A 24631-nucleotide genomic window follows, 5' to 3' on the forward strand; every position below is an offset into this window, starting at 1 on the left:
TGCGGTAGCGGACGGGTGCAGAGCCGAGATTGATCAGCCGCTTGGGCTGGACGATCGGGGCGTGGTCACTGCCCCGCGACGCACGGCCATTGCGGCGAGTTGCGCGGCCTGGGGCAGGTCTGGCGCCTGGGCCATCAGCGACTGGAGCGACCCTGCATCCACCGTCGGCGAGCCGCGCGCAGTGTAGAGCTCGGCCAAGGCGACGGGCGTCAGGATGTTGGCGGGCAGCGTGGCAATGCCGGCACGGGCCGACGCCCAATTGCCCGCATAGATCGCGTCGAACACCCCGCGCCAGTCGCGCGGCACGACGACGGCGGGCGTGACCGGCTGCGGTGCCGGCGCGGCGACGGGCGGGGCAGCGGTTGGCGGGATTGGCGAGGGGAGGTTGGGCAGCGGCGAAAGCGGATCCGCCGATTGCGCAAGCGCGGTGCCGGAGCACATCAAGGCGCCCAATCCCAAGAGTGCGGCCCTCAAGATTCGTCCTCCATCAGAAGCAGCAGGTCACGCCATGCCAGCGCCTTGTCTAAGGGCCGATTAACGAGGTGACGGGGGTGAAAGGTGGCGACCGTTCGCACGCCTTCGATCTTGTGCACATGGCCGCGCGCCTGGACGAGCCGCTTGTCGAGCATCGCGGCGCAGGGGCCGTCGCCGAGCAGCAGCAGGCGCTGCGGCTTAACGAGGGCAATGTGGCGGCGGGCGATATCGGCGCAGGCCTTGCGCTCGGCCTCGGTCATGCGCGTGCCGGGCGAGTGGAAGCAGGACAGGCTCGCGCTATAGGCCTGCTCGCCGCTCAGCCCGATCGCCGCGAGCATGCGCAGGGCAAGCGCCCAGGCGACGCCGCCGATCGGCTGGCCCGAGGTGAAATCCTCGAGCGCGGGCGAATCGCTGAGCAGCATGACCGGCGCCTGTTCGGGGCCGTGGGGAAGGATTCGCCGCGCGGTGGCCGAGGCGAGGGGCAGCTGGACGCTGCTCGACAGCCATTGCTGAAGTTCGGCCAGGGTTTCAGACGTCGGCTCGGCAAGGTTCGAAACCGGCTCCGGCGATGGCGCTACGGCTGGCGCGGGCTTTGCCGGGGCAAGCCAGTTGCGCGGCGCATCCTGGACGGCGGTGTCGACGCCGGCCTCCAGCCACCACGCCAGCGCGCTGCGCGCTTCGCCAAATTCCATCGTTTCGAGGTTCCCGCCCACGTTTGCGACACTCCCCGCCATTGACGGCTTGGTCAAGGAATTGGCAGGGCTGCCGAGTCGAATTGTTCACCCGGCGCGACAAGAGGTGCGAATGACCGAGCGCGAGTCCATGGCTTATGATGTCGTCGTCGTCGGCGGCGGCCCCGCGGGCTTGAGCGCCGCGATCCGTTTGAAACAGCTGGCTGCCAAGGCGGAGCGCGAGATTTCGGTGTGCGTGCTCGAAAAGGGGAGCGAGATCGGCGCCCACATCCTGTCGGGCGCAGTGATCGATCCCAAGGCGCTCGACGAGCTTCTTCCCGACTGGAAGGACCGGGGGTCGCCGCTGACCATGCCGGTGACCGACAACCAGCACTGGTTCCTGACGAAAAAGCGCAAGTTCGGGCTGCCCGACATGCTGACGCCGCCCTTCATGCGCAACCGCGGCACCTATAGCGTCAGCCTGGGCAACGTCTGCCGCTGGCTCGCAGGGCAGGCGGAGGAGCTGGGCGTCGAAATCTTCCCCGGCTTTTCGGCGTCCGAGATCCTGTTCACCGAGGATGGCGCGGTGCGCGGGGTGGCGACCGGGGACATGGGCGTGGCGCGCGACGGCAGCCATCGCGCCGATTACCAGCCGGGGATCGAGCTGCACGCCCGCTATACCTTCTTCGCGGAAGGCGCGCGCGGCCATCTGACCAAGCGCCTGACCGAATTGTTCAACCTGCGCGAAAAGAGCGGACCCCAGGTTTTCGGTCTTGGCGTCAAGGAGTTGTGGGACATTCCTGCCGACAAGCATCAGCCCGGGCGAGTGATCCACACGCAGGGCTGGCCGCTCGACGACGCGTGGGGCGGGGGTTCCTCTACCACCAGGACAACAACCAGGTCGCGCTCGGCTTCGTCGTCGCGCTCGATTACACCAACCCCTATCTGTCGCCGTTCGAGGAAATGCAGCGGTGGAAGACCCATCCCGCAGTACGTGCCGAGATCGAGGGCGGGCGGCGCGTGTCCTATGGCGCGCGGGCAATCAACGAAGGCGGCTATCAGGCGATTCCCAAGCTTGTGTTCCCGGGCGGCGCGCTGATCGGATGCTCGGCGGGCTTCCTCAACGTGCCGCGGATCAAGGGCACGCATACGGCGATGAAGTCGGGCATGCTGGCCGCCGAGGCCGCGTTCGAAGCGGTCGCCGCCGACCGCTCGGGCGACACACTGGACGCCTATGAAACATCCTTGCATTCCAGTTGGATCGTCAAGGAACTGAAGATGGTGCGCAATGCGCAGCCGGCGGTCGCGCATTGGGGCGGCCTTGCAGGCACGCTCTATTCGGGGCTCGACCTGTGGCTCAACTATTGGCGGATCGGCTTCCCCTGGACGCTCAAGCACAAGGCCGACCACACACGCATCCGGCGCAAGGATCACGCTGCGCCGATTGCCTATCCCAAGCCCGACGGCGTGCTGACCTTCGACCGCCTGTCGAGCGTGTTCATTTCGAATACCAATCACGAGGAAGACCAGCCGGTTCACCTGACGCTCAAGGACGCCGACATACCGACCGCGATCAATCTTCCGGTTTTCGACGGGCCCGAGCAGCGCTATTGTCCCGCAGGGGTCTATGAATATGTCGAAGACGGCTCCGGAGCGCCAAGGCTGCAAATCAATGCCCAGAATTGCGTCCACTGCAAAACCTGCGACATCAAGGACCCGACGCAGAACATCAATTGGGTCACACCGGAAGGCGGCGGAGGTCCGAATTATCCGAACATGTAGTTGGCTGGGCGGGCTAAGCCTGATGGCCATCGCGGCAAGCGCCCCACAGGCGGCACAGGCGCGGCTGACGACCGATTCGAGCGGCCCGATGACCTACGTGAAGGCGCGCGCGGCCGCCTTGTCCGGCGATCATGCGCGCTCGGCAACTCTGCTCGCCGATTTGTCGGCGTCGCGTCCCGACGACGCCGACCTGGCACGCAAGGCGCTGACCGAAGCGCTCGGCGCGGGACAAATGGATGTCGCGCTTAAGTTGGCGCACAGCGTGCCGGGGGCGCGGCTGACCAATGAGGCGCGGCTTCTGCTGGTGGCCGAAGAGGTCAAGCGCAAGCGGTACGACCAGGCACGGGCGTGGCTTGCCTACAAGGGCGAGACGGGCGACCTCAGTTTCCTGACTCCGCTGATCGACGCCTGGGCCCTCGCCGAAGCCGGCCAGACCGACCTGGCGCTGCAGGCGGTAGAGCAGATTCCCCAAAACAGCCTCTTGGGACCCCTGAAACCGGAGCAGGCGGCGCTCATCAACCTGAAGGCGCGCCGCACGGCCGATGCCGAGCCTTTCGCACGCCGCGCGATCGGCGCCGCCGGGGCGCGGGAAACGCGCTTGCGGCTGGCACTGGCCGACGGCTTCCTTGCCGCGGGCGACAAGGCGCGCGCGCTGATCATGCTCGACGGCATGGGCGCCGAGGGTCCGGTCGCCCGCCGCCGCATCGAATCCGGCCGCCAAAGCGGACAGGCGATCGATACCTTGGCCAAGGCGCTGGGTGAGTCGCTGACCGCCTTCGCCGCCGACCTTGCACGAATGCAGCGCGGCGCGCCGCCGATCGGCCTGGTCCAGGTTGCGCGCTATGCCGACCCGACAAACAGCAGCACAATGCTGCTCCTCGCGCTGTTGCTTGATAGCGACGAGCGCACGGCGGAGGCGTTGAGCCTGCTGCGTTCAATCCCGCCCAAGGACGCGCTGATCGCTCACGCGCGCGACGTCCAGGCGCGCACCTTCGCCGATGAAAAGCGCTTCGATGAAGCCTATGCGCTTGCCGCCAGCGCGGCGCGCGCGCCTGATGCCGGGGTTAGCGATTATTCGCGGCTGGGCGAAGTCTACCAGGCGATGGACCGTCACAATGAAGCGGCCGACGCTTATGGGCGCGCGGTCGCGATAGCGGCGCGCCTCGGGCTCAAGAACGAACAATGGACGCTTCATCTGCTTCGTGCGAGCGCGCTCGAAGACGCCAACCGCTGGCCCGAGGCGCGACAGGCGCTCCACGCGGGGCTGGCGATCGCGCCTGAACAGCCGTTGCTGCTCAATTTCCTCGGCTATGGTCAGCTCGAGCGGGGCGAGGATCTCGACAATGCCGAAGCGATGATTCGCAAGGCAAGCGCGCTTGCCCCGGAGGATGCCTCGATCACCGATTCGCTGGGCTGGGCGCAGTTCAAGCGCGGCAAGCTTGCCGAGGCGATCGCGACGCTTCAGCGCGCCGCGGAAAAGGATCCGGACCAGGCTGAGATCCACGAGCATCTCGGCGATGCGCTCTACACATCGGGCCGCAAGTTCGAGGCGCGCTTTGCGTGGAGCGCGGCGCTGGTGACGGCCGAGGAGACGATGGCCAAGCGCATCCAGGCCAAGCTCGACGGCGGGCTCACCCCCGCCAACGCCGCGCCTTGATCCCGCATCGGGAAATCGCGCCCGCCAAGCTCAATCTTGCGCTCCATGTCCGCGGAAAACGTCCCGACGGGCGCCACGATATCGAAACCGTCTTCGCCTTTTGCGTCGACGGCGACCGGTTGAGCGGCGAGGCGGCCGACACCCTGTCGCTCGAAGTGAAGGGGCCGTTCGCTGGGGAATTGGGGCCGAGCGAAAGCAATCTCGTCATTCGCGCGGCGGAGGCGCTGCGCGATGCCGCCGGCGTCAAGCAGGGGGCGGCCCTCGTGCTCGACAAGCGCTTGCCGGTCGCGTCGGGGCTGGGCGGGGGATCGGCCGATGCGGCGGCGGCACTGCGGTTACTCACGTCCATGTGGACGATCGACCCTAGCCATGCGCAGGCCGTTGCGCCGCAACTGGGAAGCGACGTGCCAGCATGCTTGCTGAGCCTGCCGGCGCGGGGCGAAGGCGCGGGTGACCAGCTGAGCCCGGTCGACCTGTCCGACCTGTCCGGTGCTGCTGTGTTGCTGGTCAATCCGCGCGTCCCATTGTCCACGGCGGAGGTCTTCGCCGGGTGGGACGGCGAAGATCGCGGGCCGCTGACCGATTGGCGGCATGGGCGCAACGACCTTGAGCAAGCCGCCATCCGCCAGGCGCCGCTGGTCACCACGGTGCTTGCCTGGCTGTCTGCGCAGCGCGGCGCCAGCTTCGTGCGCATGTCAGGCAGCGGCGCGACCTGCTTCGCCTTGTTCGAAAATGACGCGCAGCGTGACCAGTCCGCGACGGCCGTCCCGCGCGAATGGTGGCACCTGGCGACCAGCCTGCGCTAAGGCGCCGCGATGCGCCCGATCCTCACTGCCGACCAGATGCGTGCCGCCGAGGCGCGGGCGGTCGACGACGGAACGTCGGTCGAGCTTTTGATGGAGCGAGCAGGGGCGGCCCTTGCCGAAGCCGCGTTCCGCTTCGCCGGGAACATGCCGGCGCTGATCCTGTGCGGGCCGGGCAATAATGGCGGGGACGGCTATGTCGCGGCGCGTCACCTTGCAGCGCAAGGCGTGCCGGTGCGCGTCGCGGCGCTGGCCGATCCAAAGACGGAGGCCGCGCAGCACGCCGCGACGCAATGGGCGGGCGACGTCGAGCGCCTGTCCGACAATCCGCGTACAGCCCCGCTGCTGATCGATTGCCTGTTCGGTACTGGCTTGAAGCACGGGCTGGAAACCTCTGTTCAACAACAACTTTTCCGCCTTCGTAATGCGGCGCGCTTGGCCATCGCCTGCGACGTGCCGAGCGGAATCGAAAGCGATAGCGGGGCGGCGCTGGGCGCGGTTCCGGCATTCGACATGACGGTCGCCTTGGGCGCGATGAAGCCGGCGCACCGTCTGATGCCCGCAATGGCGCTGTGCCGTCGCCTGGTCGTCGCCGACATCGGCGTGGACGCGACCAGCGACTGGCATGAGATCGCGCGGCCATCGCTTCCGCCGCTCGATCCCGCGGGTCACAAATATTCGCGCGGGCTGGTCCATGCGCTGGCGGGCAAGATGCCCGGTGCGATCGCGCTTTCGGCAACCGCCGCGGCGCGCGCGGGCGCGGGCTATGTCCGGGTGAGCACGTCGCTGCCGATCTCCGGGCTGCCCGCGGCGATCGTGCAGCTCGACACCGCCGAAGTGAACGATCCGCGCATCGGCTGCCTGCTGGTCGGGCCGGGGCTTGGCGACCTGCCGCAAGTGTTGACGCTCGCACTGACGTCCAAGGCGCCCAAGGTAATCGACGCTGACGGCATTGGCTTGCTCGGCGATCCGGCGCGGCTGCAAGGCCAGGACGCGGTGATGACGCCGCATGAGGGCGAGTTTCGCCGGTTGTTCCCCGACGTCGAGGGGTCGAAGCCCGAGCGCGCACTCGAAGCGGCGCGGCGGAGCGGGGCGGTCGTGGTGTTCAAGGGTCCCGACACGTTGGTCGCGGCGCCCGACGGGCGGCTCGGCTTCGCGCCGCCTGCGCCGGCTTGGCTGGCAAGCGCGGGGACGGGCGATGTCCTGGCCGGGATCATCGCCGCGCTACGCGCACGCGGCCTCCCCGCGTTCGAGGCCGCTTGTGCAGGAGTGTGGCTGCACGGCCGCGCCGCCGAGGCCGCGGGGCCGCACATGATCGCCGACGATCTCGTCGCCGCCATCGGCCAAGCGATCGACCAGCCGTGAGCGGCGATCCGGTCGTGCGAATCGCCGCGAGAGGCGATGGCGTCACGGCGTCGGGCAAGCATGTTGCGTTCGGCGTGCCGGGCGACGTGCTGCTCGACGATGGCGCGCTTGCACCAGGTCCGCATCACCAGGATCCCCCGTGCCGGCACTTCCCCGAGTGCGGCGGATGCCAGCTGCAGCATGTCGATGACGAGGCCTATCGCGGCTATCTGACGTCACGCATCGCGGGCGCGCTGGCGCAACATGATCTGGAAACCGAGATTCGCGCACCGCATCTGTCGCCGCCCAACAGCCGGCGCCGCGCATCGCTGCGCGCGCTCAAGGTCGGGCAGGGCGCGGTGATCGGCTTCAACGCCGCCAAGTCGCACCGCATCGTCGACATGCGCGAGAATTTCATCCTGCGGCCCGAATTGCTAGCGCTGGTCGACCCGCTGCGCCGGCTGCTTGGCCGCATCCTTCTGCCCAAGCGCACCGCCGAGCTGCAGCTTGCTCTGATCGACCAGGGCGTCGACGTCATGATGAAGGGCGTCTCGGCCGACGGCCTTTCATCGATCGAAGCACTGACGTCCTTCGCGGCTGATAATCGGCTGGCGCGGCTGAGCATCGACCAGGGGCTTGGGCCCGAGGCGATCTACCAGCCGGAAGCGGCGACGATCACCCTGTCGGGCGTGCGCACGGCCTTTCCCACCGGCGCCTTCCTGCAGGCGACCGAGGACGGCGAAGCGGCGCTGGTTGCAGCGGTGCGCGATGCCGTCGCGGGCGAAACCGTGATTGCCGACCTGTTCGCGGGGCTAGGGACGTTCGCGCTCGCCGTGCGCGCGTCCTATGCCGCCGAGGCGGGGCGCGATGCCGCCGCGGCACTCAAGGCGTCGGCGCCGAACGTGCTGGTCGAGCATCGCGACCTCTATCGCCGCCCGCTCGATGCCGGCGAGCTCGGCCGCTTCGGCGCCGTCATCCTCGATCCGCCCCGGGCGGGCGCGGAAGAGCAAGTGCGCGCGCTTGCCGCCTCGAGCGCCCGGCGCATCGCTTATGTCAGCTGCAATCCCGCGACCTTCGCGCGCGACGCAAAGGTCCTGACCGACGGCGGCTACAACCTCCACTGGGTCGTGCCCGTCGGCCAGTTCCGCTGGTCGACCCATGTCGAACTGGCCGCCGCCTTCGCGCGCTAGAAGTTCAAGATCCCGCAATCGTGGAGGATGCGCGCCGCCGCATGGACGACCAGCCCGAGCAGGCAGAGCGAAGCGAGGGCGAATAATAGGAAGCGGATCGCGACGATGTTGACCGTGCATTGCACGATGCTGTGGACGACACGGAACGCGACATAGCCCCAGGCGAGCCACAGGTTGATGCCGCCGCCGAAGTCCATCAGCGCGAGCGTCAGCGCGATCGCGTAGAAGATCGTCGGCTGTTCCATCAGGTGGTTGTAATTGTGCGAGGGCCATTGCGCCTGGTCGGGTGCCTTTCCGTCGAGGTTGGCGCCGCGCGATCCGCGCGGAATGGTGCCCCAGTTGATCCCCATTTGCGCAAAGGCGCGACGGCGCGCGGCGGCCATCCACACCATGATCACCAGTGTCCACGCGACCAGCGCCACGACCGGCGCAAGAATTGGGCTATAGTCCATCGAAACTCCCCCTTGTTGCGGGCGAGAGTGCGATACTTATCGTTTCGCGTCCAGAAGGGTTATCGGCCCGCTTTCGCCTTGGCGGCCGCAAGCAAGGCATCGAGCGCGGCGCGATCGAGGAATTTCCCCGTGAGCACGACACCGCGGACCTGCCGCGTAGCCGCGATATCCCGAAGCGGATTGGCGTCGAGGATGAGGATATCGGCGGCCTTGCCGGGCTTTACCGCGCCGTAGCGGGCCGAATGGCCGAGGAAGGCGGGGCCGGTGATGGTCGCGCTTGTCAGCGCCTGCTGCGGTGTAAGCCCGGCTTCGACATAGCGCTGGAGTTCGTCGTGGATTCCCTGGCCCGGATAGTTGAAGCTGTTGAGATAGCCTGCGTCGGTTCCGGCGAGGATCGGGATGCCTGCGGCGACGAGCATCGGTAGGACGCGCGCGCTCAGTTCATATTCCTTGTGGCGCGCGGCGACTTCGGCCGGGGTGGCCTTGGCGGCGCGCTCGACGCGCCAGTCGTAGGTCTTGCGCAGGCCCGGGTCGATATAGGCGAGGGCAGGGTCGCCACGGTGATCTTCGCGGTCGAGATAAGCGAGGATTCGGCCCATGTTGAGCGTCGGCGTGACGGCGATTCCGCGCCGGGCGAGTTGGCGGTAAACGCGGCGCGCATAAGCCGGGTCGAAGCTTTCGACGAAGGCGTCGGAAGCCTGGCCGTAGGTCAGCTTGCCGGCGACAAAATCCGCGCCGATCGCCGCTTCGCGCGGCGAGCCCGCCTTGATCAGATAATCGATATGCTCGATCGAACTGAGGCCGGCATCGGCGGCCTCGACGATGGTGAGCGCAAACGGGGTGTGCGCCGACGTCTTCAGGCCGCGCCGCTTCGCTTCCTTCACGGCGTAGAGAAAAATGTCGGGTTTCAGCGTGTTGTCGGTGATCTTGACGAAGTCGACGCGCATCGCCTGGAGGCGGTCGAGCGCGGCATTGACCTCTGCGGGGGTGCCGACTTCGATCGTGCCCTTCCACAGTGGCTTGTAGCCTTCAAGCTTGGGCCCCGAAGTGAAGATGCGCGGGCCGAGGCGCTGGCCGCTCGCGACCTCGCCGCGCCATTGCAGCACCGACGGACTGATGTCCGCGGCAGCGTCGCGCACCGCGGTCACGCCATAGGCCACGTAGAGCGGCAACAAGTCGGCATTCTCGGCGATGAGCCCGGGCCCGCCGCCGAAATGGACGTGCATGTCCCACAGGCCGGGCATGACGAACTTGCCGCGTGCATCGATCTGCCTCGAGGCGCGGAAGCGGCGCGCGACCGCGCGATCCGGCCCCACCGCGCTTATGGTGTCCCCGCTGATCGCCACGGCCTGATCGGGAATGATCCGCCCACCGGCGATGTCGACGACCTTGGCGTGGCGGATCAGCAGCTCCTCGGCCGAGGCAGGCGCGGCCACGAGCGCGAGCGCTGCAAGGGCCGCGCGCAGCATCAGTCGAACAGCTTGGCGAAGCGGCGCTTTTCGCGATTGCGCCAGGCGCCGCGGTGCCAGGCGTCGCTGACCATCAGCGGCAGAACACTGGTCGCTTCGGCGAACACCATCTGCTCCATCGCGGTCGACACCTTGCCCCAGCTCGCCGCTTCCTGAAGCGTCGAGGAGGAGCAGGCGCCATCGCGCACGTCGGCGACGGTGATCTGCACCGCATATTTGTGCACCTCGACATCGTCATGGCCGAGGATTTCGGCGCAAACGACGGTGTCCTGCGTAAAATTTTTGGGCACGCCGCCGCCGATCATCAGCAGGCCCGTGGTGCCCGCCTTGATCTTGATGTCGGTTAGCTCGCGGAAATCGGCGATGGCGTCGAGCACCATATAATGACCGCCGCGCTTCATCGCGTCGACCTGATGCTTGACGAGGCCGAAGCCGGCCGACGAGTCGACGAACGCCGGGCAGAAGATCGGCACGTCATGCTCATAGGCAAGCTGGACGAGGCTGCCCTGCTTCTTGGCGTTGCCGTCGGCGAGCCACTTGCCCATTTCGCGGATGAAGGCGCGGCTGCTGTACGCGCGCGGCTCCAGGCTGTCGGCGATCTTGCCGATGGTGAAGTCGCAATCCTGCAGCTGCTGCTCATCGATATAGGTGTCGTAGATGCGGTCGATGTAGAGCGAGCGCAGCGTATCATCGTCAGGGATTTCATTGGCTTGGTAGTGCTTGTGGCCAAGCGCTTCGAAGAAATCCATGTCGACGATCGTGGCGCCCGTGGCGACGATCGCATCGACCATGTTGGACTTCACCAGCTCGGCATAGAGGTCCATGCAGCCGCCGGCCGAGGTCGAACCCGCGATCACCAGGATGATTGAGCAGTCCTTGTCCTCCAGCATCTGGTTGTAGATGCCAGTGGCGCGCGCGAGGTCGCGGCTGGTGAAGCTCATCTTGCCCATCGAATCGATGATCGGGCGCGCGTCGAACGTGGTGATGTCGATATGCTCGATCGGTGTCGCGAGCAGCTCGGCCTTGCGCGTGTCGTTGATGCGCTCGGCGTCCTGGACCTTGTTGAGGGTGTCGGTCGTCATCTTTCATGCTCCATAGGTTCCCCTCCCGCTGGGCGGGAGGGGCTAGGGGAGGGCCTGTCGGGCGATTTTCGGGGAGGCACATGCCCTCCGCCGGCCCCTCCCGCAAGCGGGAGGGGGGTAAGCTACAGCGTGACCACGTTGGACCGCCGCGGCTGCACGGCGGTGTAGAGGCTGGCCATCGGCTCGTCGGCGACGATTTCCGTATGCGTGGCACCGAAGCCATTGAAGCCGGTGCGCATCGCCGAGCCATATGCGCCGAGCATCCCGATCTCGAGATAATCGCCGGCCTTGACGTCGCCCGGAAGCTCGAACGGTCCCGCCATATGGTCGAGGTCGTCGCAAGTCGGGCCGTAGAAGCTGAACGCCATCGGACGGACGTGCGAGGGCTCGTCACGAAGCAGTTCAACCGGGTAGCGCCAGCCGATATGCGCGGCGTCGAACAGCGCGCCATAAGCGCCGTCGTTGATGTACAGCTCATCCCCGCGGCGCTTTTCGACGCGGACGACGATGCTGCTGTACTCGGCGCACAGCGCCCGGCCCGGCTCGCACCACAATTCGGCCGAGTAGCTGATCGGCAGATCCTCGAACGCCGCGTGGATGACTGCAAAATAGGTTTCGAGCGCCGGCGGCTCCATGCCCGGATACCAGGAGGGGAAACCACCCCCGACATCGACGATGTCGACCGTCACGGCCGCCTCGACGATGGCGGCGCGCACGCGCGTCATCGCTTCGGCATAAGCCGCGGGGCTCATCGCCTGGCTACCGACGTGGAAGCAGATGCCGAGCGCGTCCGACGCCTGGCGCGCGGCCATGAGCAAGGGCTTCACGTCATGCGGGTCGGCGCCGAACTTGGCGGCAAGGCTGAGCTTGGCATGATCCGAGCTGACGCGCAGGCGCACCAGCAGGTTGAGGTCGCTCGCGGCGACTCCGTCGGTGGCGGTCGCGGCGGTGATCTTGTCGAGCTCTTCCAGCGTATCGAGCGAGAAGGTGCGCACGCCATGATCGAAATAGGCCTCGGCAATCGCCTCCTCGGCCTTCACCGGGTGCATGAAGCACAGCACCGCCTCAGGCAGCGTCTCCCGCACCAGGCGCACTTCGCCGATCGACGCGACATCGTAATGCGTGACGCCCGAATCCCACAGGATCTGGAGCAGATCGGGCGAAGGATTGGCCTTCACCGCATAAAGCGACCGCCCCGGAAACTTCTCGACGAAGAACCGGGCCGCCCGACGCGCGGCGTGCGGACGGAGAAGCGTCACCGGCTGAACCGGCTTCTGCTTCGCGATATCGGCACCGCCACGGGTACCGGACGGGGTGGCAGCTAGCCCCAGCGCGCGATGATGCTTGTGCAACTCAAGGGACCTCCAACAGGTAAGATCGGGTTCAAAGCTGCCTTGCGGTTGGAAGTCCCATGGGGCAGCGGGGCGCGATATAAGTTTGGGGGTCCCCCCACGCAAGAAATTTTGACCCGCAGTGGCGATTTCGGGCCTTTTTTGTCGCTGATGCGCAACGCTTGATCGAAAGGACTTTAAGATCAACAGCTTAATCGAAGAGCGCAAGGTGGAGCGCGAAGATGTCCTCGCCGCACGCGATCGCATTTCGGGGCTGGTGCAGCGCACGCCGCTGATCGCGACGGAGATCGACGGTACGCGGCTTTGGCTGAAATGCGAATGCTTGCAGACCGGCGGCAGCTTCAAGCTGCGCGGCGCGACGAATCGGTTGCTGCAATTGTCCGCGGAGGAGCGGGCGCGCGGAGTCGTGGCCTTTTCCTCCGGCAACCACGCACGCGGAGTCGCCATCGCGGCGCGGCGGCTTGGCATTTCCGCAGTGATCGTGATGCCCGCCGATGCGCCCGCCGTGAAGGTCGAAGGCACGCGCGCGGAAGGCGCCGAGATCATCTTCTACGACCGGCTGACCGAAAGCCGCGAGGACATCGCCGCGCGGCTGTCGGCCGACACCGGCGCGACGGTGGTGCCGAGCTTCGACGACCCCGCGATCGTCGCCGGGCAGGGGACCGTCGGCCTTGAGATCCTCGATCAGCTGGCGGACTCGGGTGAGGAGCCGCCGCAGGCGATCGTCGTACCCTGTGGCGGCGGAGGCCTCGCCTCCGGGATTGCACTGGCCTGCCCCGAGTCGGACGTGGTGATCGTCGAGCCGCGCGGGTGGGACGACATGGGCCGCTCGCTCGACCTCGGCCACATCGTCCCGGTCGAGCCCGGCGCACCGGCGACTTATTGCGATGCGCTGCAGACCTTGCGCGTTGCTCCGATCACCTTCGGCACGCTGGCGAACGCGCAAGCCGAAGCGACGTCGGTCAGCGACGACGAAGCGGCGGCAGCGATCCGCTTCGCCTGGGAGCGGCATCAATTGGTCGTCGAACCGGGCGGAGCGGTGGCATTGGCCGCGGTTCTCGCCGGCAAGGTCACGCCGGTCGCGGGCATGGTGGCGGTGCTGTCGGGCGGCAACCTCGATCCGGCGCTTCACGCGCGGATCGTCGGAAAGGCGGCTTAGGCAGCCCCGCGGGCGCGATATTCGCCGGGCTCGACGTGCGACGGGCTCGATTGTTCGACCGTCTTGGTCAAAGCCTCCAGCTCCGCCGACAGGGTCTTGAGCTCTCCGACAAGAAAACGGCGCTCCGCTTCCGGCACCGATTCGGATGCTTCAATGAGCGTATCGAGCATCATGCCGATGCACGGCAGGATCGTTTCCTCGATCCGCTCGAACGCCTCGGCAAGGCGCGCCTCCTTTTCGGCCATCGGCATGCCGTCCATAATGGAGGCAGCGTGGTTAAGTGTTGGTGAAAGGCATTTCTGCGGATGAACAGCTTCACGTCGGCCGCGCTGGCAATCGCAATGATCGCCGCCTTCCTGCTGATGATCGGCGGGATTCGCCTGCTTCGCGCGCCTCAGACCCGCAGCCGCGGCTGGCTGATGCTCGCCGCCGCGCTGGTGCTGGTCATGAACGTGATGATCTGGACAATGTAGGCGGCTTCACCGGGTCGGTCGCGAGCCGCATGTCGAGATAATCGTCGACGCTCTTCATCATCAGGTCGAGCTCATTGGCGAAGAAGTGATTCGCGCCCGGGATCGTGTCGTGATGGATGGTGATGTGCCGCTGGGTGCGCAGCTTGTCGACCAGCTTCTGGACCGCGCTCGGCGTCACCACCTCGTCCGCTTCACCCTGGATGATGATGCCCGACGAGGGGCAGGGGGCGAGGAAACTGAAGTCGTACATGTTGGCCGGCGGCGCGATCGAGATGAAGCCCTTGATCTCCGGCCGGCGCATGAGCAGCTGCATGCCGATCCACGCGCCGAAGCTGACGCCCGCGACCCAGGTCGTCTCGGCTTCGGGATGAATGCTCTGCACCCAGTCGAGCGCCGATGCCGCGTCGCTGAGTTCACCAATGCCGTTGTCGAACACGCCCTGGCTCTTGCCGACGCCGCGGAAATTGAACCGCAAGGTGGCAAAGCCGCGCTTGACGAAGGTTTGGTAGAGCAATTGCACGATCTTGTTGTTCATCGTGCCCCCGCCTGCGGGTGTGAATGCAGGATCAGCGCAACGGGTGCGCGCGGGCGGGGACCGGGATGAAAACGCCCTTCGAGGCGTCCCTCGGGACCGGGGAAAATCACTTCGGGCATAAATAGCAAGGGCTCGCGTCAGGAACGTTGAAAGGCCGCACGTCGCGGATGCGTTGCGGCGGCGGCTTCTATATAGGGGCAGGCGTTCATGTGGCAATCGGCACGGAGTCGGCGGGTTTGACGGGATCGGATCGGGTATATTTGGATCATGCCGCAACCACGCCGGTGGTACCCGAGGCGCGCGCGGCCATCGTCGACGCGCTGCAAAGCTGGGCCAACCCGTCGTCGCCCCACGCCGAAGGGCGCAAGGCGCGCGCCGCCCTCGAGCAGGCACGAAGGACGATCGCCGACGGCCTTGGCTGGCGTCATGACGTCATCCTGACCAGCGGCGCGAGCGAAGCGGTCGAGATTGCGGCAAGGCGCGCCACCGTTGCGGGCCGCGCCTATGGCGCAACCGAACATGCCATCGTCCCGCATGCGATGGGCGCCGACTCCAAGGTCATTGCCGTCGATGCAAATGGGCTGATCGATCTGGATTCGCTGGACGCGGTGCTCGCCGAAGGACCGGCGCTGGTCGCGATCCAGCAGGTCAACAATGAAACCGGCGTCATTCAGCCGATGGACGAGATTGCAGCGCGGGTTCGCGCTGCGGGGTCGCTGCTGCTTGCCGATTGTGCGCAAAGCGCAGGCAAGATGCCGCTTCCGGACGCCGATTTCATCGCCGCCTGCGCGCACAAGCTGGGCGGTCCGCCGGGCGTTGGGGTGTTGCTGGCCCGGGATTTGTCCAAGCTCGAAGCGGTCGGGGGGCAGGAGAAAGGCTATCGGCGCGGGACGCAGGACGTGCCTGCAACGCTGGGCTTCGCCGCGGCGCTCGCCGCGAAGCCGTACGACATGGCGCGCCTGGCGTCGCTGCGCACCCGCCTGGAGGCGGAGATCAAGCGCAGCGGCGGCGTGGTGATCGCCGAGGAGGCGCCGCGCATTGCGACCATCGGCGCGGTCGCCATGCCCGGCGCCTCGAACAGCGCGCTCCTCATCCAGTTCGACAGCGCGGGCATCGCGGTTTCTGCCGGGAGCGCCTGCGCATCGGGCAAGATGCAGTCGAGCTCGGTGCTGGCGGCGATGCAGGTTGCGCCGGACATCGCCGGGTCATTTTTGCGCATCAGTTTCGGGCCCACGACGAGCGCGGCCGACGTCGATCGCTTCATCGAGGTCTGGAACGGCATTCGCGCCCGGGCGCAGGCGCGCGCCGCATGATCTACCTCGACTATCAGGCGACCACGCCCATCGCGCCCGAAGTGGCGGCGGCGATGCGTCCCTGGGTGTCGGATCATTTTGCCAACCCGCACTCGCCGTCGCGCTGGGGCCGCGAGGCCGCCGCGGCGATCGAAGTTGCACGCGGCGACGTCACAAAGGCGCTCGGCCTGCAAGGCGGGCGCCTGGCGTTCACCGGCAGCGCGACCGAAGCGCTCAATTGGGCGCTCAAGGGCGTTGCCGAGCAGGCGACCCCAGGGCGCAACCGAATCATCACGCTGGCGACCGAGCATGCCGCCGTGCTCGACACCTGCGAATGGCTCGCCGGCCAGGGGATCGACCTGACCATCCTTCCCGTGGGCAAGGACGGGATCGTCGATCTCGACGATCTGTCGCGCGAGCTGGACGAGCGCACCTTGCTGGTCGCGGCGATGCTTGTGAACAACGAGATCGGGGTGCTCCAGCCGGTGTCGGAAATCGCGCAGATGGCGCATGCGGCGGGGGCGCTGATGCTGTGCGACGCCGTCCAGGCGTTCGGCCGCATCGATATTCCGCAAGGGCCGGACCTGGTCGCGATCTCCGCGCACAAGATCCACGGGCCCAAAGGGATCGGCGCGCTGTGGATCCGGACGGGGGTCGATCCCGCGCCGCTGATCCATGGCGGCGGGCAGGAGCAGGGCCTGCGGTCGGGTACCTTGTCCCCGGCGCTGTGCGTCGGGTTCGGGGCGGCCGCCAAGCTGGCGCGGGAGCGGGCGACCCGGGATTACGATCATGTCGGCGGGCTGTGGCGCGCGGCGATCCAGACGCTTGGCAAGGGCTGGACGATCAACGGCAGCACCAGCCACCGTTATTGCGGCAACCTCAACATCCGCCGCGCCGGGCTCGACGGGGCGCGGCTGATCGCGGATTTGCGGGACGTCGCATTTTCCATGGGGTCCGCCTGCGCCAGCGGATCGGGCCGGTCAAGCCATGTGTTGAAGGCAATCGGGCTCGACCATCGCGCGGCGCGCTCGTCGATCCGCCTGGGCTTCGGGCGCTACACGACGGTCAATGAACTGACCGACGCCTGCCGCCGGATCGCCGCCGCCGCCCACGCGCAGGAGAAGCTGGACGCGTGACCCTGGTGCGGTTCTGCAGGGCGGACGGGACCCTGGACAAGGAAGTGCAAGCGGATCCAGGGCAACGGCTGCTCGACGTCGCCTGGGCCGCGCGCGAGCCGCTCGAGGGCGCGTGCGAAGGCGTGATGGCCTGCTCGACCTGCCACGTGCTGGTCGATGCCGCGGACTTCGCGAAGCTCCCCCGGCGAGCGAGGAGGAAGAGGACATGCTCGACCTCGCCGCCCATGCCGCACGCACCTCGCGCCTGGCCTGCCAGATCCTGCTGACCGAGGAGATGGAAAGCCTCACCGTGCGCATCCCGCCGAGCGCGGCGAACTGGATGGGGCGCTGAGCCTTGTCGAACGGGCCGTTCGCCGCCATATGCCGCCGCGGAAGTCGGTGGGCGGGGCTGTCGCCAACCTGGTCAGGTCCGGAAGGAAGCAGCCACAACGATTTCGTCCCGGGTCATCGGCTTCCACCCGCATGAGGCGCAGCGAAATAGCGTCCGCTATTTCCCAGGCGCCGAATGCCGGCCAGCGGTCCTGAGCCTGTCGAAGGGCCGACTGACGTCACGGATTTCTCCGTGACGGCCCCCGCACCGCCTCCTACATTATCAGGCAATGAGCGATTCCCCCAAGACATTCCCGAAGACGACGCGCCGTCGGCAGCCGCGCTCGAGGCAGCAGGTCAGGCGGCGATGTTCGGCGACTTGCCGCAGCAGCCCCCGCCGGCGCCCGCGGCGACCGTCGCTGCCGCTGCCACGCAGTCCAGCGCGCCTTCGCCCAAGGACGCCGCCTATCGCGTGCTCGCCCGCAAATACCGTCCGCAGACCTTCGCCGAGCTGATCGGGCAGGATGCGATGGTGCAGACGCTCGCCAACGCCATTGCGCGCGGCCGGATTGCCCACGCGTTCCTGCTCACCGGGGTGCGCGGGGTCGGCAAGACGTCGACCGCGCGGCTGATCGCCAAGGCGCTCAATTGCATCGGTCCGGACGGGCAGGGCGGGCCGACGATCACGCCGTGCGGCGTATGCGAGCAGTGCCGCGCGATCGCCGAGGGGCGGCATATCGACGTCATCGAGATGGACGCCGCCAGCCACACCGGCGTCGACGACGTGCGGGAGATCATCGACGCCGTCCGCTACGCCTCGGTCAGTGCGCGCTACAAAATCTACATCATCGACGAAGTCCACATGCTTTCGAAGCATGCTTTCAATGCGTTGCTCAAGACTCTTGAGGAGCCGCCCGAGCATGTGAAGTTCCTGTTCGCGACCACCGAGGTCGACAAGGTGCCGGTAACGATCCTGTCGCGCTGCCAGCGATTCGACCTGCGGCGGATCCCGGGCGACAAGCTCGCCGCGCATTTCGGCGAGGTCGCCAAGGCCGAGGGCGTCGAGGTTGAGCCCGAAGCGCTGGCGATGATTGCGCGCGCTGCGGAAGGCTCGGCGCGCGACGGGCTGTCGATCCTCGACCAGGCGATCGCCCATGGCGCGGGCGCCGTCACTGCGACGCAAGTGCGTGACATGCTCGGCCTCGCCGACCGGGGACGCATCCGCCGCTTGCTTGAGATCGTCCTGAGGGGCGATGCCGAGACCGCATTGGCCCAGCTCGACGAAGCGCACGACCTGGGCATCGACCCGACACAGTTGCTGCGCGGGCTGATGGAAGCGCTGCACATGGCGACCCGGGCCAAGGCCGGCGCGCGTGCCGACACCTTGCTCTCCGCTGAGGAACGCGAGACTTCCGACGAGCTGGCGAAGCAACTCGGCTGGGGGATGATCCACCGGCTGTGGCAGATGCTGCTCAAGGGACTGCAGGACGTATCGATCGCGCCCGACCCGCGCGAGGCCGCGGAAATGGCGCTACTGCGGCTGATCCACGCCGCCGACATGCCCGACCCGACCGCCCTGCTGGCGAAGCTGAGCGGTGAGGGGGCCGCCGGCACCGCGCCCGCAAGTGCGGGGGCTCGCCCGGCGAGCGGCACGGTCGCGACCATCCCCGCAGACTTCCCCGCGCTGATCAAATTCCTCGATGACAATCGCAAGCAATTGCTGGCGCAGCAGCTGCACGACCAGGTCGGGCTGGTGCGATACGACCCGCCGGTCCTGGTGCTGAAGCCGACCAAGCCGCTCGGCGGGGATTGGTCGCGGCAGCTCGCGCTCGACCTCAAGGCGCTCACTGGAAGCTCTTGGCAGGTGTCCTTTTCGGACGAGCAGGCCGAACCATCGCTTCTGGCCAAGGAGAAAATGGCCGAGGAAAGGGTTCGGGCAGATGTACTTGCCGACCCCAATGTTGCGGCGGTGATGGACGCGTTCCCCGGTGCAGAGCTGGAAACCCATTCAACAAGAGGCGGTTAGATGCCCGACTTCGATGAAATTCTGAAGATGGCGCAGAATGCGCAGAGCGAACTGCAAAAGGCGCAGGACAATCTCGACAAAATCGAGGTCGAGGGCGTCAGCGGCGGCGGGATGGTCAAGATCAAGGCGACCGCGAAGGGCCGGATCCTCGGCGTCGATCTCGACGACAGCCTGATGCAGCCATCGGAAAAGACGATGCTTGAGGATCTCATCGCTGCCGCGATCAACGATGCGCGCGGCAAGGCCGATGCCGCCGCGGCGACCGAGATGCAGAAGATGCAGAGCAGCCTTCCGCTACCGCCAGGGTTCAAGCTGCCCTTCTAGGCGTGACGCGCGGATTGGGGCATGGTGAGCGCCGCCTTTGAGGGGAGGCGCTTATGGCACTTGGCGCAATGCAGGATTTTCCGCTCCGCATCATGCGGCTGATGGACCATGCCGAGCGTGAGCACGGCCACCGCGAGATCGTGTCCGCGCGGGCCGACGGCACCGTCCATCGCACCAATTGGAAAGAGGTGACCGACCGCTCGCGCCGGCTGGCAGGGGCGCTTGAGCGGCTGGGCGTCGAGCCTGGCGAGCGCGTCGCGACTTTGGCGATGAACCACGACCGGCATCTCGTCGCCTGGTTCGGCGTGGTCGGCATGGGCGGCGTCCTCCACACGCTCAACCCGCGGCTGTTCGACGATCAGCTGACCTACATCGTCAATCACGCGGAAGACCGCGTCCTGCTCTACGACAAGGCTTTCGCACCAATCGTCGAGCGGCTGAAAGGACAGTGGCCGTCGGTCGCGCATTACGTCTGTTTCGATGACGAATTCGATGCCCTGCTCGCTGACGAGCCCGGTGAATATCGCTGGTACGAAGGCGACGAGCGCGACCCGTGCGGGCTCTGCTACACCAGCGGGACCACCGGCGACCCCAAGGGCGTGCTGTACGAGCACCGCTCGACCGTGCTCCACGCGATGTCGGTGGTCGTGCCCGACATTCTCGACGTTTCGGCGCGCGCGGTGATGTTGCCGGTGGTACCGATGTTCCACGCCAACAGCTGGTGCATCCCGTACGCCGCGGCGCTCGCCGGCTTCAAGCTGGTGATGTGCGCCGACAACCGGCCCGAGCGGCTGTGCGAGTTGTTCCTGACGGAAGGCGTGACGCACTCCGCCGGCGTTCCCACCGTGTGGCTCGGAATCATTGACTATGTCGAGGAGACCGGCGCGAGCCTGGGCAAGCTGAACACGGTCGTGATCGGAGGCTCCTCGGCACCGCCCGCAACCATCCGCTGGTTTCGCAAGCGCGGCATCCGCGTCAATCATTTGTGGGGAATGACCGAAATGTCGCCGGTCGGCACCGTCGGGGCGCCGCCGTCCAACTGGGACGAGATGAGCGACGCGGAACAGGTCGACTATCTATCGCGTCCCGGGCGATCGATGTTTGGTGTCGAGCTGCGCGTCGTGGACGAGGCTGGCAATGTGCTGCCGCGCGACGGGACCAGCTCCGGCCACCTGCAGACGCGCGGCGCGGCGGTAGTGAAGCGCTATTTCAAGAAGGATGCGGACGCTGTCGATGCGGACAATTGGTTCGACACCGGCGACATCGCCGTCATCCACCCCGACAACACGCTGCGCCTGACCGACCGCGCCAAGGACGTGATCAAGTCCGGCGGCGAATGGATCAGCTCGATCGAACTGGAAAATGCCGCGGTCGGCTGCCCCGGCGTCGCCGAGGCCGCGGCGATCGGCATTCCGCATCCCAAATGGGACGAGCGGCCGCTGTTGCTGGTCGTCCGCGACGAGGGGAGCACGATCACCGCAGGGGAGGTCCGCGACTATCTCGCGGGCGAGGTCGCCAAATGGTGGCTCCCCGACGCGATCGAGTTCGTCGACGAACTGCCCCACACCGGGACCGGCAAGCTCAGCAAGAAGGACCTGCGCGACAAATATCGCAACTATCGCTTCGCCGATGCGGAGGCGATGGTCGGGCGGGATTAGCGTTCCCCTGCGAAGGCAGGGGTCCAGCCAGGCTCCGTCAGGAGCCTTCTCCGGAAGAGCGTGAGCGCCGAAGAGAGAGAGCGAACTGCCGCTAAAGCGCCAGCTCGCGTATGGGCCCCTGCCTTCGCAGGGGTACACTGGAAATCCGCACCGCCTTCGCCTAATTGCGCGGCAACCCCCGCTCTCAGCAAGGAATCCGCGACCCCATGGCCGCCCAATATGCTTTTGTCATGAAGGACATGACCAAGTCCTTCCCCGGCGCGCAGAAGCCGGTGCTCAGCAACATCAACCTGCAATTTTACCACGGCGCCAAGATTGGCATCGTCGGCCCCAACGGCGCCGGCAAGTCGACGTTGATGAAAATCATGGCGGGGATCGACAAGGACTTCTCGGGCGAGGCGTGGCCAGGCGAGAATGTGACCGTTGGCTATCTGCCGCAGGAGCCGCAGCTCGATCCAGCCAAGAACGTGCTCGAGAACGTCAAGGACGGCGCGCGCGAGGTTGCCGACATGGTCGACCGCTTCAACGCCATTTCGGCAGAGATGGGCGATCCCAAGGACGACACCGATTTCGACGCGCTGATGGAGGAAATGGGCGAGCTCCAGGGCAAGATCGACGCGGTCGACGGCTGGACGCTCGACAACCAGCTCGAAGTCGCAATGGAGGCGCTCCGCTGCCCGCCCTCGGACTGGTCGGTGGACAGCCTGTCGGGCGGTGAAAAGCGCCGTATCGCGCTCACCCGCCTGCTGATCCAGAAGCCCTCGATTCTGCTCCTCGACGAGCCGACCAACCACCTCGACGCCGAAAGCGTCCAGTGGCTCGAACAGCATTTGAAGGAATATGCCGGCGCGGTGCTGATGATCACCCACGATCGCTACTTCCTCGACAATGTGGTGGAATGGATCCTCGAGATCGATCGCGGGAAATACTTCCCCTACGAAGGCAATTATTCGACCTATCTCGAGAAGAAGGCCAAGCGGCTCGAGCAGGAGGACCGCGAGGAATCCGGGCGCCAGAAGGCGATCAAGGACGAGCTCGAGTGGATCCGGCAGGGCGCCAAGGCGCGCCAGACCAAGTCGAAGGCGCGTATCGCCAAGTTCGACCAGCTTGTCGCGAGCCAGGAAAAGCGCGTTCCGGGCAAGGCGGAAATCCTCATCCAGGTGCCAGAGCGCCTGGGCGGCAAGGTGATCGAGGTCGAAAACATTTCAAAGGCTTACGGCGACAAGCTGCTGTTCGAAGGCTTGAGCTTCAACCTGCCGCCGGGCGGGATTGTCGGCGTGATCGGCCCCAATGGCGCGGGCAAGTCGACCCTGTTCAAGATCATCACCGGGCAGGAAAAGCCCGACAGCGGCAAGGTCGACATCGGGCCGACCGTGCACCTCGGCTACGTCGACCAGAGCCGCGATCACCTCAACGACAAGAACAATGTCTGGCAGGAGATTTCGGACGGGCTCGATTACATGAAGGTCAACGGCCACGACCAATCGACGCGCGCCTATGTCGGCGCCTTCAACTTCAAGGGCCAGGACCAGCAGAAGAACGTCGGCAAGCTGTCGGGCGGCGAGCGCAACCGCGTCAACATCGCCAAGATGCTCAAGCGCGGCGGCAACGTGCTGCTATTGGACGAGCCAACCAACGACCTGGACGTCGAGACGCTCGGCGCGCTCGAGGAAGCGATCGAGAATTTTGCCGGCTGCGCAGTGGTCATCAGCCACGACCGCTTCTTCCTCGATCGCCTGGCGACGCATATCCTGGCGTTCGAAGGCGACAGCCACGTCGAATGGTTCGAGGGCAATTTCCAAGCCTATGAGGAAGACAAGGTCCGTCGCCTGGGTGAGGAAGCCACGCGCCCGCACCGGACGACGTATCGCAAGCTGACGCGTTAGTGGCTTAGCCTGCCGCCTTGGCCTGGCGGTCGTAATCCTCGGCCATGAGGATGAGCATCTCGGAGGTCTTGCGGTCGGAGGTGGACTTGGACAGGCGCCGGCAACGCTCGGCCTGTTCGGCCGCATGTGCGCCTGGCTCGGCCGCCTTGAACGTGTTCGTTGGCCTTGTGATGCCCGTCATTGCCCGCGCCATGATGATCTAAGTTAAAAGCAGAAACCGAAAGCCGGGCATTCGTTCCGCCATCATGTGGCTTCGATCCAAGCTGTGTCACGCAGACAACAGTTCCCTGCCTAGCGCAGGCGTTTCACCAACAGGGCGCCGTCCGCGCCGGGCTTCACCTCGAAGTTCGGCACCGCCTTGATCAGATCCGACAGGCGCGTGAAGCCATAGTTGCGTGCCGCGAAGCTGGAGACCGCCTTGGCCCGCTGCCCAAGCTCCGACAGCGTCGTATAGCCTTCCTCGTCGCGCTTCGACGCCTTGTAGGCGGCGCCCAGCACCTGCAGCAGCTCGGTGTCGACCGGGCGCTGTCCTTTCTCCGTGGCGGGCTGCTCGAGTTCCTCGGCATCGTCCAGCGCCAGCGCGCCCATGTCGAAGAAGCGGGTGCACGCTTGCTGGAAGGAGAGGGGCGTCTTGGCGGTGCCGAAGCCGTAAACCGGCAACCCGTCCTCGCGGATGCGCTGGGCAAGGGGAAGGAAGTCGCTGTCGCTCGACATGATCCCAAACCCGTCGACATTCCCGCGGTAGAGCAGGTCCATCGCGTCGATGGTCATGCGCATGTCGGTCGCGCTCTTGCCCTTGACCACATCGAACTGCTGCATGGGGATGATCGAATGCAGGCCGGTCAGCTGGCCCCACCCCTTAAGGCTGGTCTTCGCCCAATTGCCGTAGGCGCGGCGGATGTTGATCGTCCCAAGCTCTCCCAGCACGAGCAGAAGCTCGTCGAGATGGTCGGGGCTGGCATTATCGGCGTCGATGAGCAGCGCGACATTCTTTTCGTTATCGTGATCGTAATCGCGCATTCGTGCCGAGTCCCCGTCGATGGAGCCTGTCTATCGCAGTGGCGCCAAATCGCCACACCCTGTCGACGAAAGTGCGTAGTCCCTGAACGCCGGATGATCGATGCGGGAACGAAACGCCTTGTGTTGCGCTTCTGCCAATTCAGGGGGTGAGTAAGGAAGGGACAGGGAATGAAGAAGATTGGACTTAGCGTCGCTCTCGCCGCCAGTATTGCGGTGACCGGCTGTGCCAGCAACCCTTATGGTTATGGCTATAACGACCCGTATTATGGCAATCAGTATCAGCGCAATCCGAATGTCGGTAATGCCGCGGCGGGCGCCGCGATCGGTGCCGTCGGCGGTGCCATCGCCGGCAGCGTAATTCCGGGCGTCAGCGGGACGCAGGGCGCAATCGCCGGCGCAGTGCTCGGCGGCGTTCTTGGCGCCACGATCAACGGTCGCCAATATTACCGCGATACGCGCGGCTATTGCTATTACGTCGACCAGTACGGTCAGCCGCACTACAATTATCAGGTGCGCTGCTAGTCGGTGCGTTCGAGC

The 24631-nt window shown here is 66.3% G+C and carries 22 protein-coding genes, 1 other RNA gene and 3 pseudogenes; 16 read left to right on the plus strand and 10 right to left on the minus strand.

The features are described from left to right. Positions 1-33: 33 nt before the first annotated feature. Both H9L13_RS07810 and H9L13_RS07815 read right to left on the minus strand, forming a co-directional pair. Positions 34-441 carry a hypothetical protein gene (locus H9L13_RS07810; RefSeq protein ID WP_187537207.1) on the minus strand — a complete coding sequence of 136 codons (408 nt, stop codon included), beginning with the start codon at positions 439-441 and terminating at the stop codon, positions 34-36. 29 nt (positions 442-470) lie between these two features. Further along, positions 471-1187, minus strand: a complete 717-nt coding sequence (locus H9L13_RS07815; RefSeq protein ID WP_187537208.1) for a uracil-DNA glycosylase family protein — start codon at positions 1185-1187, stop codon at positions 471-473. Positions 1188-1278: 91 nt separating this feature from the next. Between H9L13_RS07815 and H9L13_RS07820 the strand changes: the two are divergent. The 5 genes and pseudogenes from H9L13_RS07820 (at position 1279) to H9L13_RS07840 (ending at position 7921) form a co-directional block, all read left to right on the plus strand. Further along, a pseudogene (locus H9L13_RS07820) lies at positions 1279-2927 on the plus strand (electron transfer flavoprotein-ubiquinone oxidoreductase). Between the two features lie 22 nt (positions 2928-2949). Next, entirely contained in the window at positions 2950-4584 is a 1635-nt protein-coding gene (locus tag H9L13_RS07825; RefSeq protein WP_187537209.1) for a tetratricopeptide repeat protein, read from the plus strand. Then, positions 4581-5390: a 4-(cytidine 5'-diphospho)-2-C-methyl-D-erythritol kinase gene (locus H9L13_RS07830; RefSeq protein ID WP_187537210.1), complete on the plus strand. Its 810-nt coding sequence runs from the start codon at positions 4581-4583 to the stop codon at positions 5388-5390. The genes H9L13_RS07825 and H9L13_RS07830 overlap by 4 nt, the downstream gene beginning before the upstream one ends. Positions 5391-5399: 9 nt before the next feature. Beyond that, a complete protein-coding gene (locus H9L13_RS07835) occupies positions 5400-6752 on the plus strand; it encodes an NAD(P)H-hydrate dehydratase (RefSeq protein WP_187537211.1) in 1353 nt (450 codons plus the stop codon). Then, on the plus strand, positions 6749-7921 hold the full coding sequence (locus H9L13_RS07840) for a class I SAM-dependent RNA methyltransferase (RefSeq protein WP_235090773.1): 1173 nt from the start codon (positions 6749-6751) through the stop codon (positions 7919-7921). The genes H9L13_RS07835 and H9L13_RS07840 overlap by 4 nt, the downstream gene beginning before the upstream one ends. Here the strand turns inward: H9L13_RS07840 and H9L13_RS07845 are convergent. From H9L13_RS07845 to H9L13_RS07860, 4 genes are all read right to left on the minus strand, one after another. Beyond that, positions 7918-8373: an MAPEG family protein gene (locus tag H9L13_RS07845; protein ID WP_187537212.1), complete on the minus strand. Its 456-nt coding sequence runs from the start codon at positions 8371-8373 to the stop codon at positions 7918-7920. The two genes, H9L13_RS07840 and H9L13_RS07845, sit on opposite strands and share 4 nt — an antisense overlap. A gap of 59 nt (positions 8374-8432) precedes the next feature. Beyond that, entirely contained in the window at positions 8433-9842 is a 1410-nt protein-coding gene (locus H9L13_RS07850; protein ID WP_187537213.1) for an amidohydrolase family protein, read from the minus strand. Beyond that, positions 9842-10924 carry a 1,9-bis(guanidino)-5-aza-nonane synthase gene (locus H9L13_RS07855; RefSeq protein WP_187537214.1) on the minus strand — a complete coding sequence of 361 codons (1083 nt, stop codon included), beginning with the start codon at positions 10922-10924 and terminating at the stop codon, positions 9842-9844. Before H9L13_RS07855 ends, H9L13_RS07850 begins: the two co-directional genes overlap by 1 nt. A gap of 122 nt (positions 10925-11046) precedes the next feature. Next, positions 11047-12276 (minus strand): type III PLP-dependent enzyme, encoded by a 1230-nt coding sequence (locus H9L13_RS07860; RefSeq protein WP_187537215.1) that lies wholly within the window; start codon positions 12274-12276, stop codon positions 11047-11049. Positions 12277-12484: 208 nt separating this feature from the next. Here H9L13_RS07860 and H9L13_RS07865 point away from each other — a divergent pair, with 208 nt between their 5' ends. Next, positions 12485-13435, plus strand: coding sequence for a threonine ammonia-lyase (locus tag H9L13_RS07865; protein WP_235090775.1), 951 nt, complete (start codon positions 12485-12487; stop codon positions 13433-13435). Here the strand turns inward: H9L13_RS07865 and H9L13_RS07870 are convergent. Continuing rightward, complete coding sequence (locus tag H9L13_RS07870; RefSeq protein ID WP_187537216.1) at positions 13432-13686, minus strand: hypothetical protein; 255 nt, start codon at positions 13684-13686, stop codon at positions 13432-13434. The genes H9L13_RS07865 and H9L13_RS07870 overlap by 4 nt on opposite strands. Positions 13687-13740: 54 nt before the next feature. Here H9L13_RS07870 and H9L13_RS07875 point away from each other — a divergent pair, with 54 nt between their 5' ends. Beyond that, the gene (locus H9L13_RS07875) at positions 13741-13908 is read left to right on the plus strand and encodes a hypothetical protein (RefSeq protein ID WP_187537217.1); all 168 of its coding nucleotides are present in this window, start codon (positions 13741-13743) and stop codon (positions 13906-13908) included. Here the strand turns inward: H9L13_RS07875 and H9L13_RS07880 are convergent. Continuing rightward, positions 13880-14562: pseudogene (locus tag H9L13_RS07880) on the minus strand (alpha/beta hydrolase). The gene H9L13_RS07875 and the pseudogene H9L13_RS07880 sit on opposite strands and share 29 nt — an antisense overlap. Before the next feature lie 141 nt (positions 14563-14703). Here H9L13_RS07880 and H9L13_RS07885 point away from each other — a divergent pair. From H9L13_RS07885 to ettA, 8 genes and pseudogenes are all read left to right on the plus strand, one after another. Further along, entirely contained in the window at positions 14704-15756 is a 1053-nt protein-coding gene (locus tag H9L13_RS07885) for a cysteine desulfurase family protein (protein WP_235090779.1), read from the plus strand. After that, on the plus strand, positions 15753-16871 hold the full coding sequence (locus H9L13_RS07890; RefSeq protein ID WP_187537219.1) for a cysteine desulfurase family protein: 1119 nt from the start codon (positions 15753-15755) through the stop codon (positions 16869-16871). The genes H9L13_RS07885 and H9L13_RS07890 overlap by 4 nt, the downstream gene beginning before the upstream one ends. After that, positions 16868-17202, plus strand: a pseudogene (locus tag H9L13_RS07895) (2Fe-2S iron-sulfur cluster-binding protein). The gene H9L13_RS07890 and the pseudogene H9L13_RS07895 overlap by 4 nt, the downstream one beginning before the upstream one ends. 36 nt (positions 17203-17238) lie before the next feature. Further along, an RNA gene (gene ffs / locus H9L13_RS07900) (signal recognition particle sRNA small type) lies at positions 17239-17333 on the plus strand. A gap of 214 nt (positions 17334-17547) precedes the next feature. After that, the gene (locus H9L13_RS07905) at positions 17548-19206 is read left to right on the plus strand and encodes a DNA polymerase III subunit gamma/tau (RefSeq protein WP_187540244.1); all 1659 of its coding nucleotides are present in this window, start codon (positions 17548-17550) and stop codon (positions 19204-19206) included. Beyond that, positions 19207-19530, plus strand: a complete 324-nt coding sequence (locus tag H9L13_RS07910) for a YbaB/EbfC family nucleoid-associated protein (protein ID WP_187537220.1) — start codon at positions 19207-19209, stop codon at positions 19528-19530. Positions 19531-19583: 53 nt separating this feature from the next. Further along, positions 19584-21188, plus strand: a complete 1605-nt coding sequence (locus tag H9L13_RS07915) for a long-chain fatty acid--CoA ligase (RefSeq protein WP_235090785.1) — start codon at positions 19584-19586, stop codon at positions 21186-21188. A 206-nt stretch (positions 21189-21394) separates the two neighbouring features. Continuing rightward, positions 21395-23074: an energy-dependent translational throttle protein EttA gene (ettA, locus tag H9L13_RS07920; protein WP_187537221.1), complete on the plus strand. Its 1680-nt coding sequence runs from the start codon at positions 21395-21397 to the stop codon at positions 23072-23074. A gap of 4 nt (positions 23075-23078) precedes the next feature. Here ettA and H9L13_RS07925 read toward each other — a convergent pair whose 3' ends face one another. Together H9L13_RS07925 and H9L13_RS07930 are read right to left on the minus strand one after the other, a co-directional pair. Next, positions 23079-23255 carry a hypothetical protein gene (locus H9L13_RS07925; protein ID WP_187537222.1) on the minus strand — a complete coding sequence of 59 codons (177 nt, stop codon included), beginning with the start codon at positions 23253-23255 and terminating at the stop codon, positions 23079-23081. A gap of 110 nt (positions 23256-23365) precedes the next feature. Then, positions 23366-24094, minus strand: coding sequence for an NYN domain-containing protein (locus H9L13_RS07930; protein WP_187537223.1), 729 nt, complete (start codon positions 24092-24094; stop codon positions 23366-23368). A 168-nt stretch (positions 24095-24262) separates the two neighbouring features. Between H9L13_RS07930 and H9L13_RS07935 the strand changes: the two genes are divergently transcribed. Continuing rightward, a complete protein-coding gene (locus tag H9L13_RS07935) occupies positions 24263-24616 on the plus strand; it encodes a hypothetical protein (protein WP_187537224.1) in 354 nt (117 codons plus the stop codon). Positions 24617-24631: the final 15 nt, after the last annotated feature.

The organism is Sphingomonas lutea (assembly GCF_014396785.1).
Lineage (GTDB): Bacteria > Pseudomonadota > Alphaproteobacteria > Sphingomonadales > Sphingomonadaceae > Sphingomicrobium > Sphingomicrobium luteum.

What these genes read in the sequence shown, in the direction of transcription:
- H9L13_RS07870 (WP_187537216.1), bottom strand. Translation starts at nt 13,686, where the DNA reads ATGCCGATGGCCGAAAAGGAGGCGCGCCTTGCCGAGGCGTTCGAGCGG.
- ettA (WP_187537221.1), top strand. Translation starts at nt 21,395, where the DNA reads ATGGCCGCCCAATATGCTTTTGTCATGAAGGACATGACCAAGTCCTTC.
- H9L13_RS07930 (WP_187537223.1), bottom strand. Translation starts at nt 24,094, where the DNA reads ATGCGCGATTACGATCACGATAACGAAAAGAATGTCGCGCTGCTCATC.
- H9L13_RS07905 (WP_187540244.1), top strand. Translation starts at nt 17,548, where the DNA reads ATGTTCGGCGACTTGCCGCAGCAGCCCCCGCCGGCGCCCGCGGCGACC.
- H9L13_RS07825 (WP_187537209.1), top strand. Translation starts at nt 2,950, where the DNA reads ATGGCCATCGCGGCAAGCGCCCCACAGGCGGCACAGGCGCGGCTGACG.
- H9L13_RS07810 (WP_187537207.1), bottom strand. Translation starts at nt 441, where the DNA reads ATGTGCTCCGGCACCGCGCTTGCGCAATCGGCGGATCCGCTTTCGCCG.
- H9L13_RS07875 (WP_187537217.1), top strand. Translation starts at nt 13,741, where the DNA reads ATGAACAGCTTCACGTCGGCCGCGCTGGCAATCGCAATGATCGCCGCC.
- H9L13_RS07925 (WP_187537222.1), bottom strand. Translation starts at nt 23,255, where the DNA reads ATGACGGGCATCACAAGGCCAACGAACACGTTCAAGGCGGCCGAGCCA.
- H9L13_RS07850 (WP_187537213.1), bottom strand. Translation starts at nt 9,842, where the DNA reads ATGCTGCGCGCGGCCCTTGCAGCGCTCGCGCTCGTGGCCGCGCCTGCC.
- H9L13_RS07890 (WP_187537219.1), top strand. Translation starts at nt 15,753, where the DNA reads ATGATCTACCTCGACTATCAGGCGACCACGCCCATCGCGCCCGAAGTG.
- H9L13_RS07855 (WP_187537214.1), bottom strand. Translation starts at nt 10,924, where the DNA reads ATGACGACCGACACCCTCAACAAGGTCCAGGACGCCGAGCGCATCAAC.
- H9L13_RS07935 (WP_187537224.1), top strand. Translation starts at nt 24,263, where the DNA reads ATGAAGAAGATTGGACTTAGCGTCGCTCTCGCCGCCAGTATTGCGGTG.
- H9L13_RS07910 (WP_187537220.1), top strand. Translation starts at nt 19,207, where the DNA reads ATGCCCGACTTCGATGAAATTCTGAAGATGGCGCAGAATGCGCAGAGC.
- H9L13_RS07835 (WP_187537211.1), top strand. Translation starts at nt 5,400, where the DNA reads ATGCGCCCGATCCTCACTGCCGACCAGATGCGTGCCGCCGAGGCGCGG.
- H9L13_RS07845 (WP_187537212.1), bottom strand. Translation starts at nt 8,373, where the DNA reads ATGGACTATAGCCCAATTCTTGCGCCGGTCGTGGCGCTGGTCGCGTGG.
- H9L13_RS07915 (WP_235090785.1), top strand. Translation starts at nt 19,584, where the DNA reads ATGGCACTTGGCGCAATGCAGGATTTTCCGCTCCGCATCATGCGGCTG.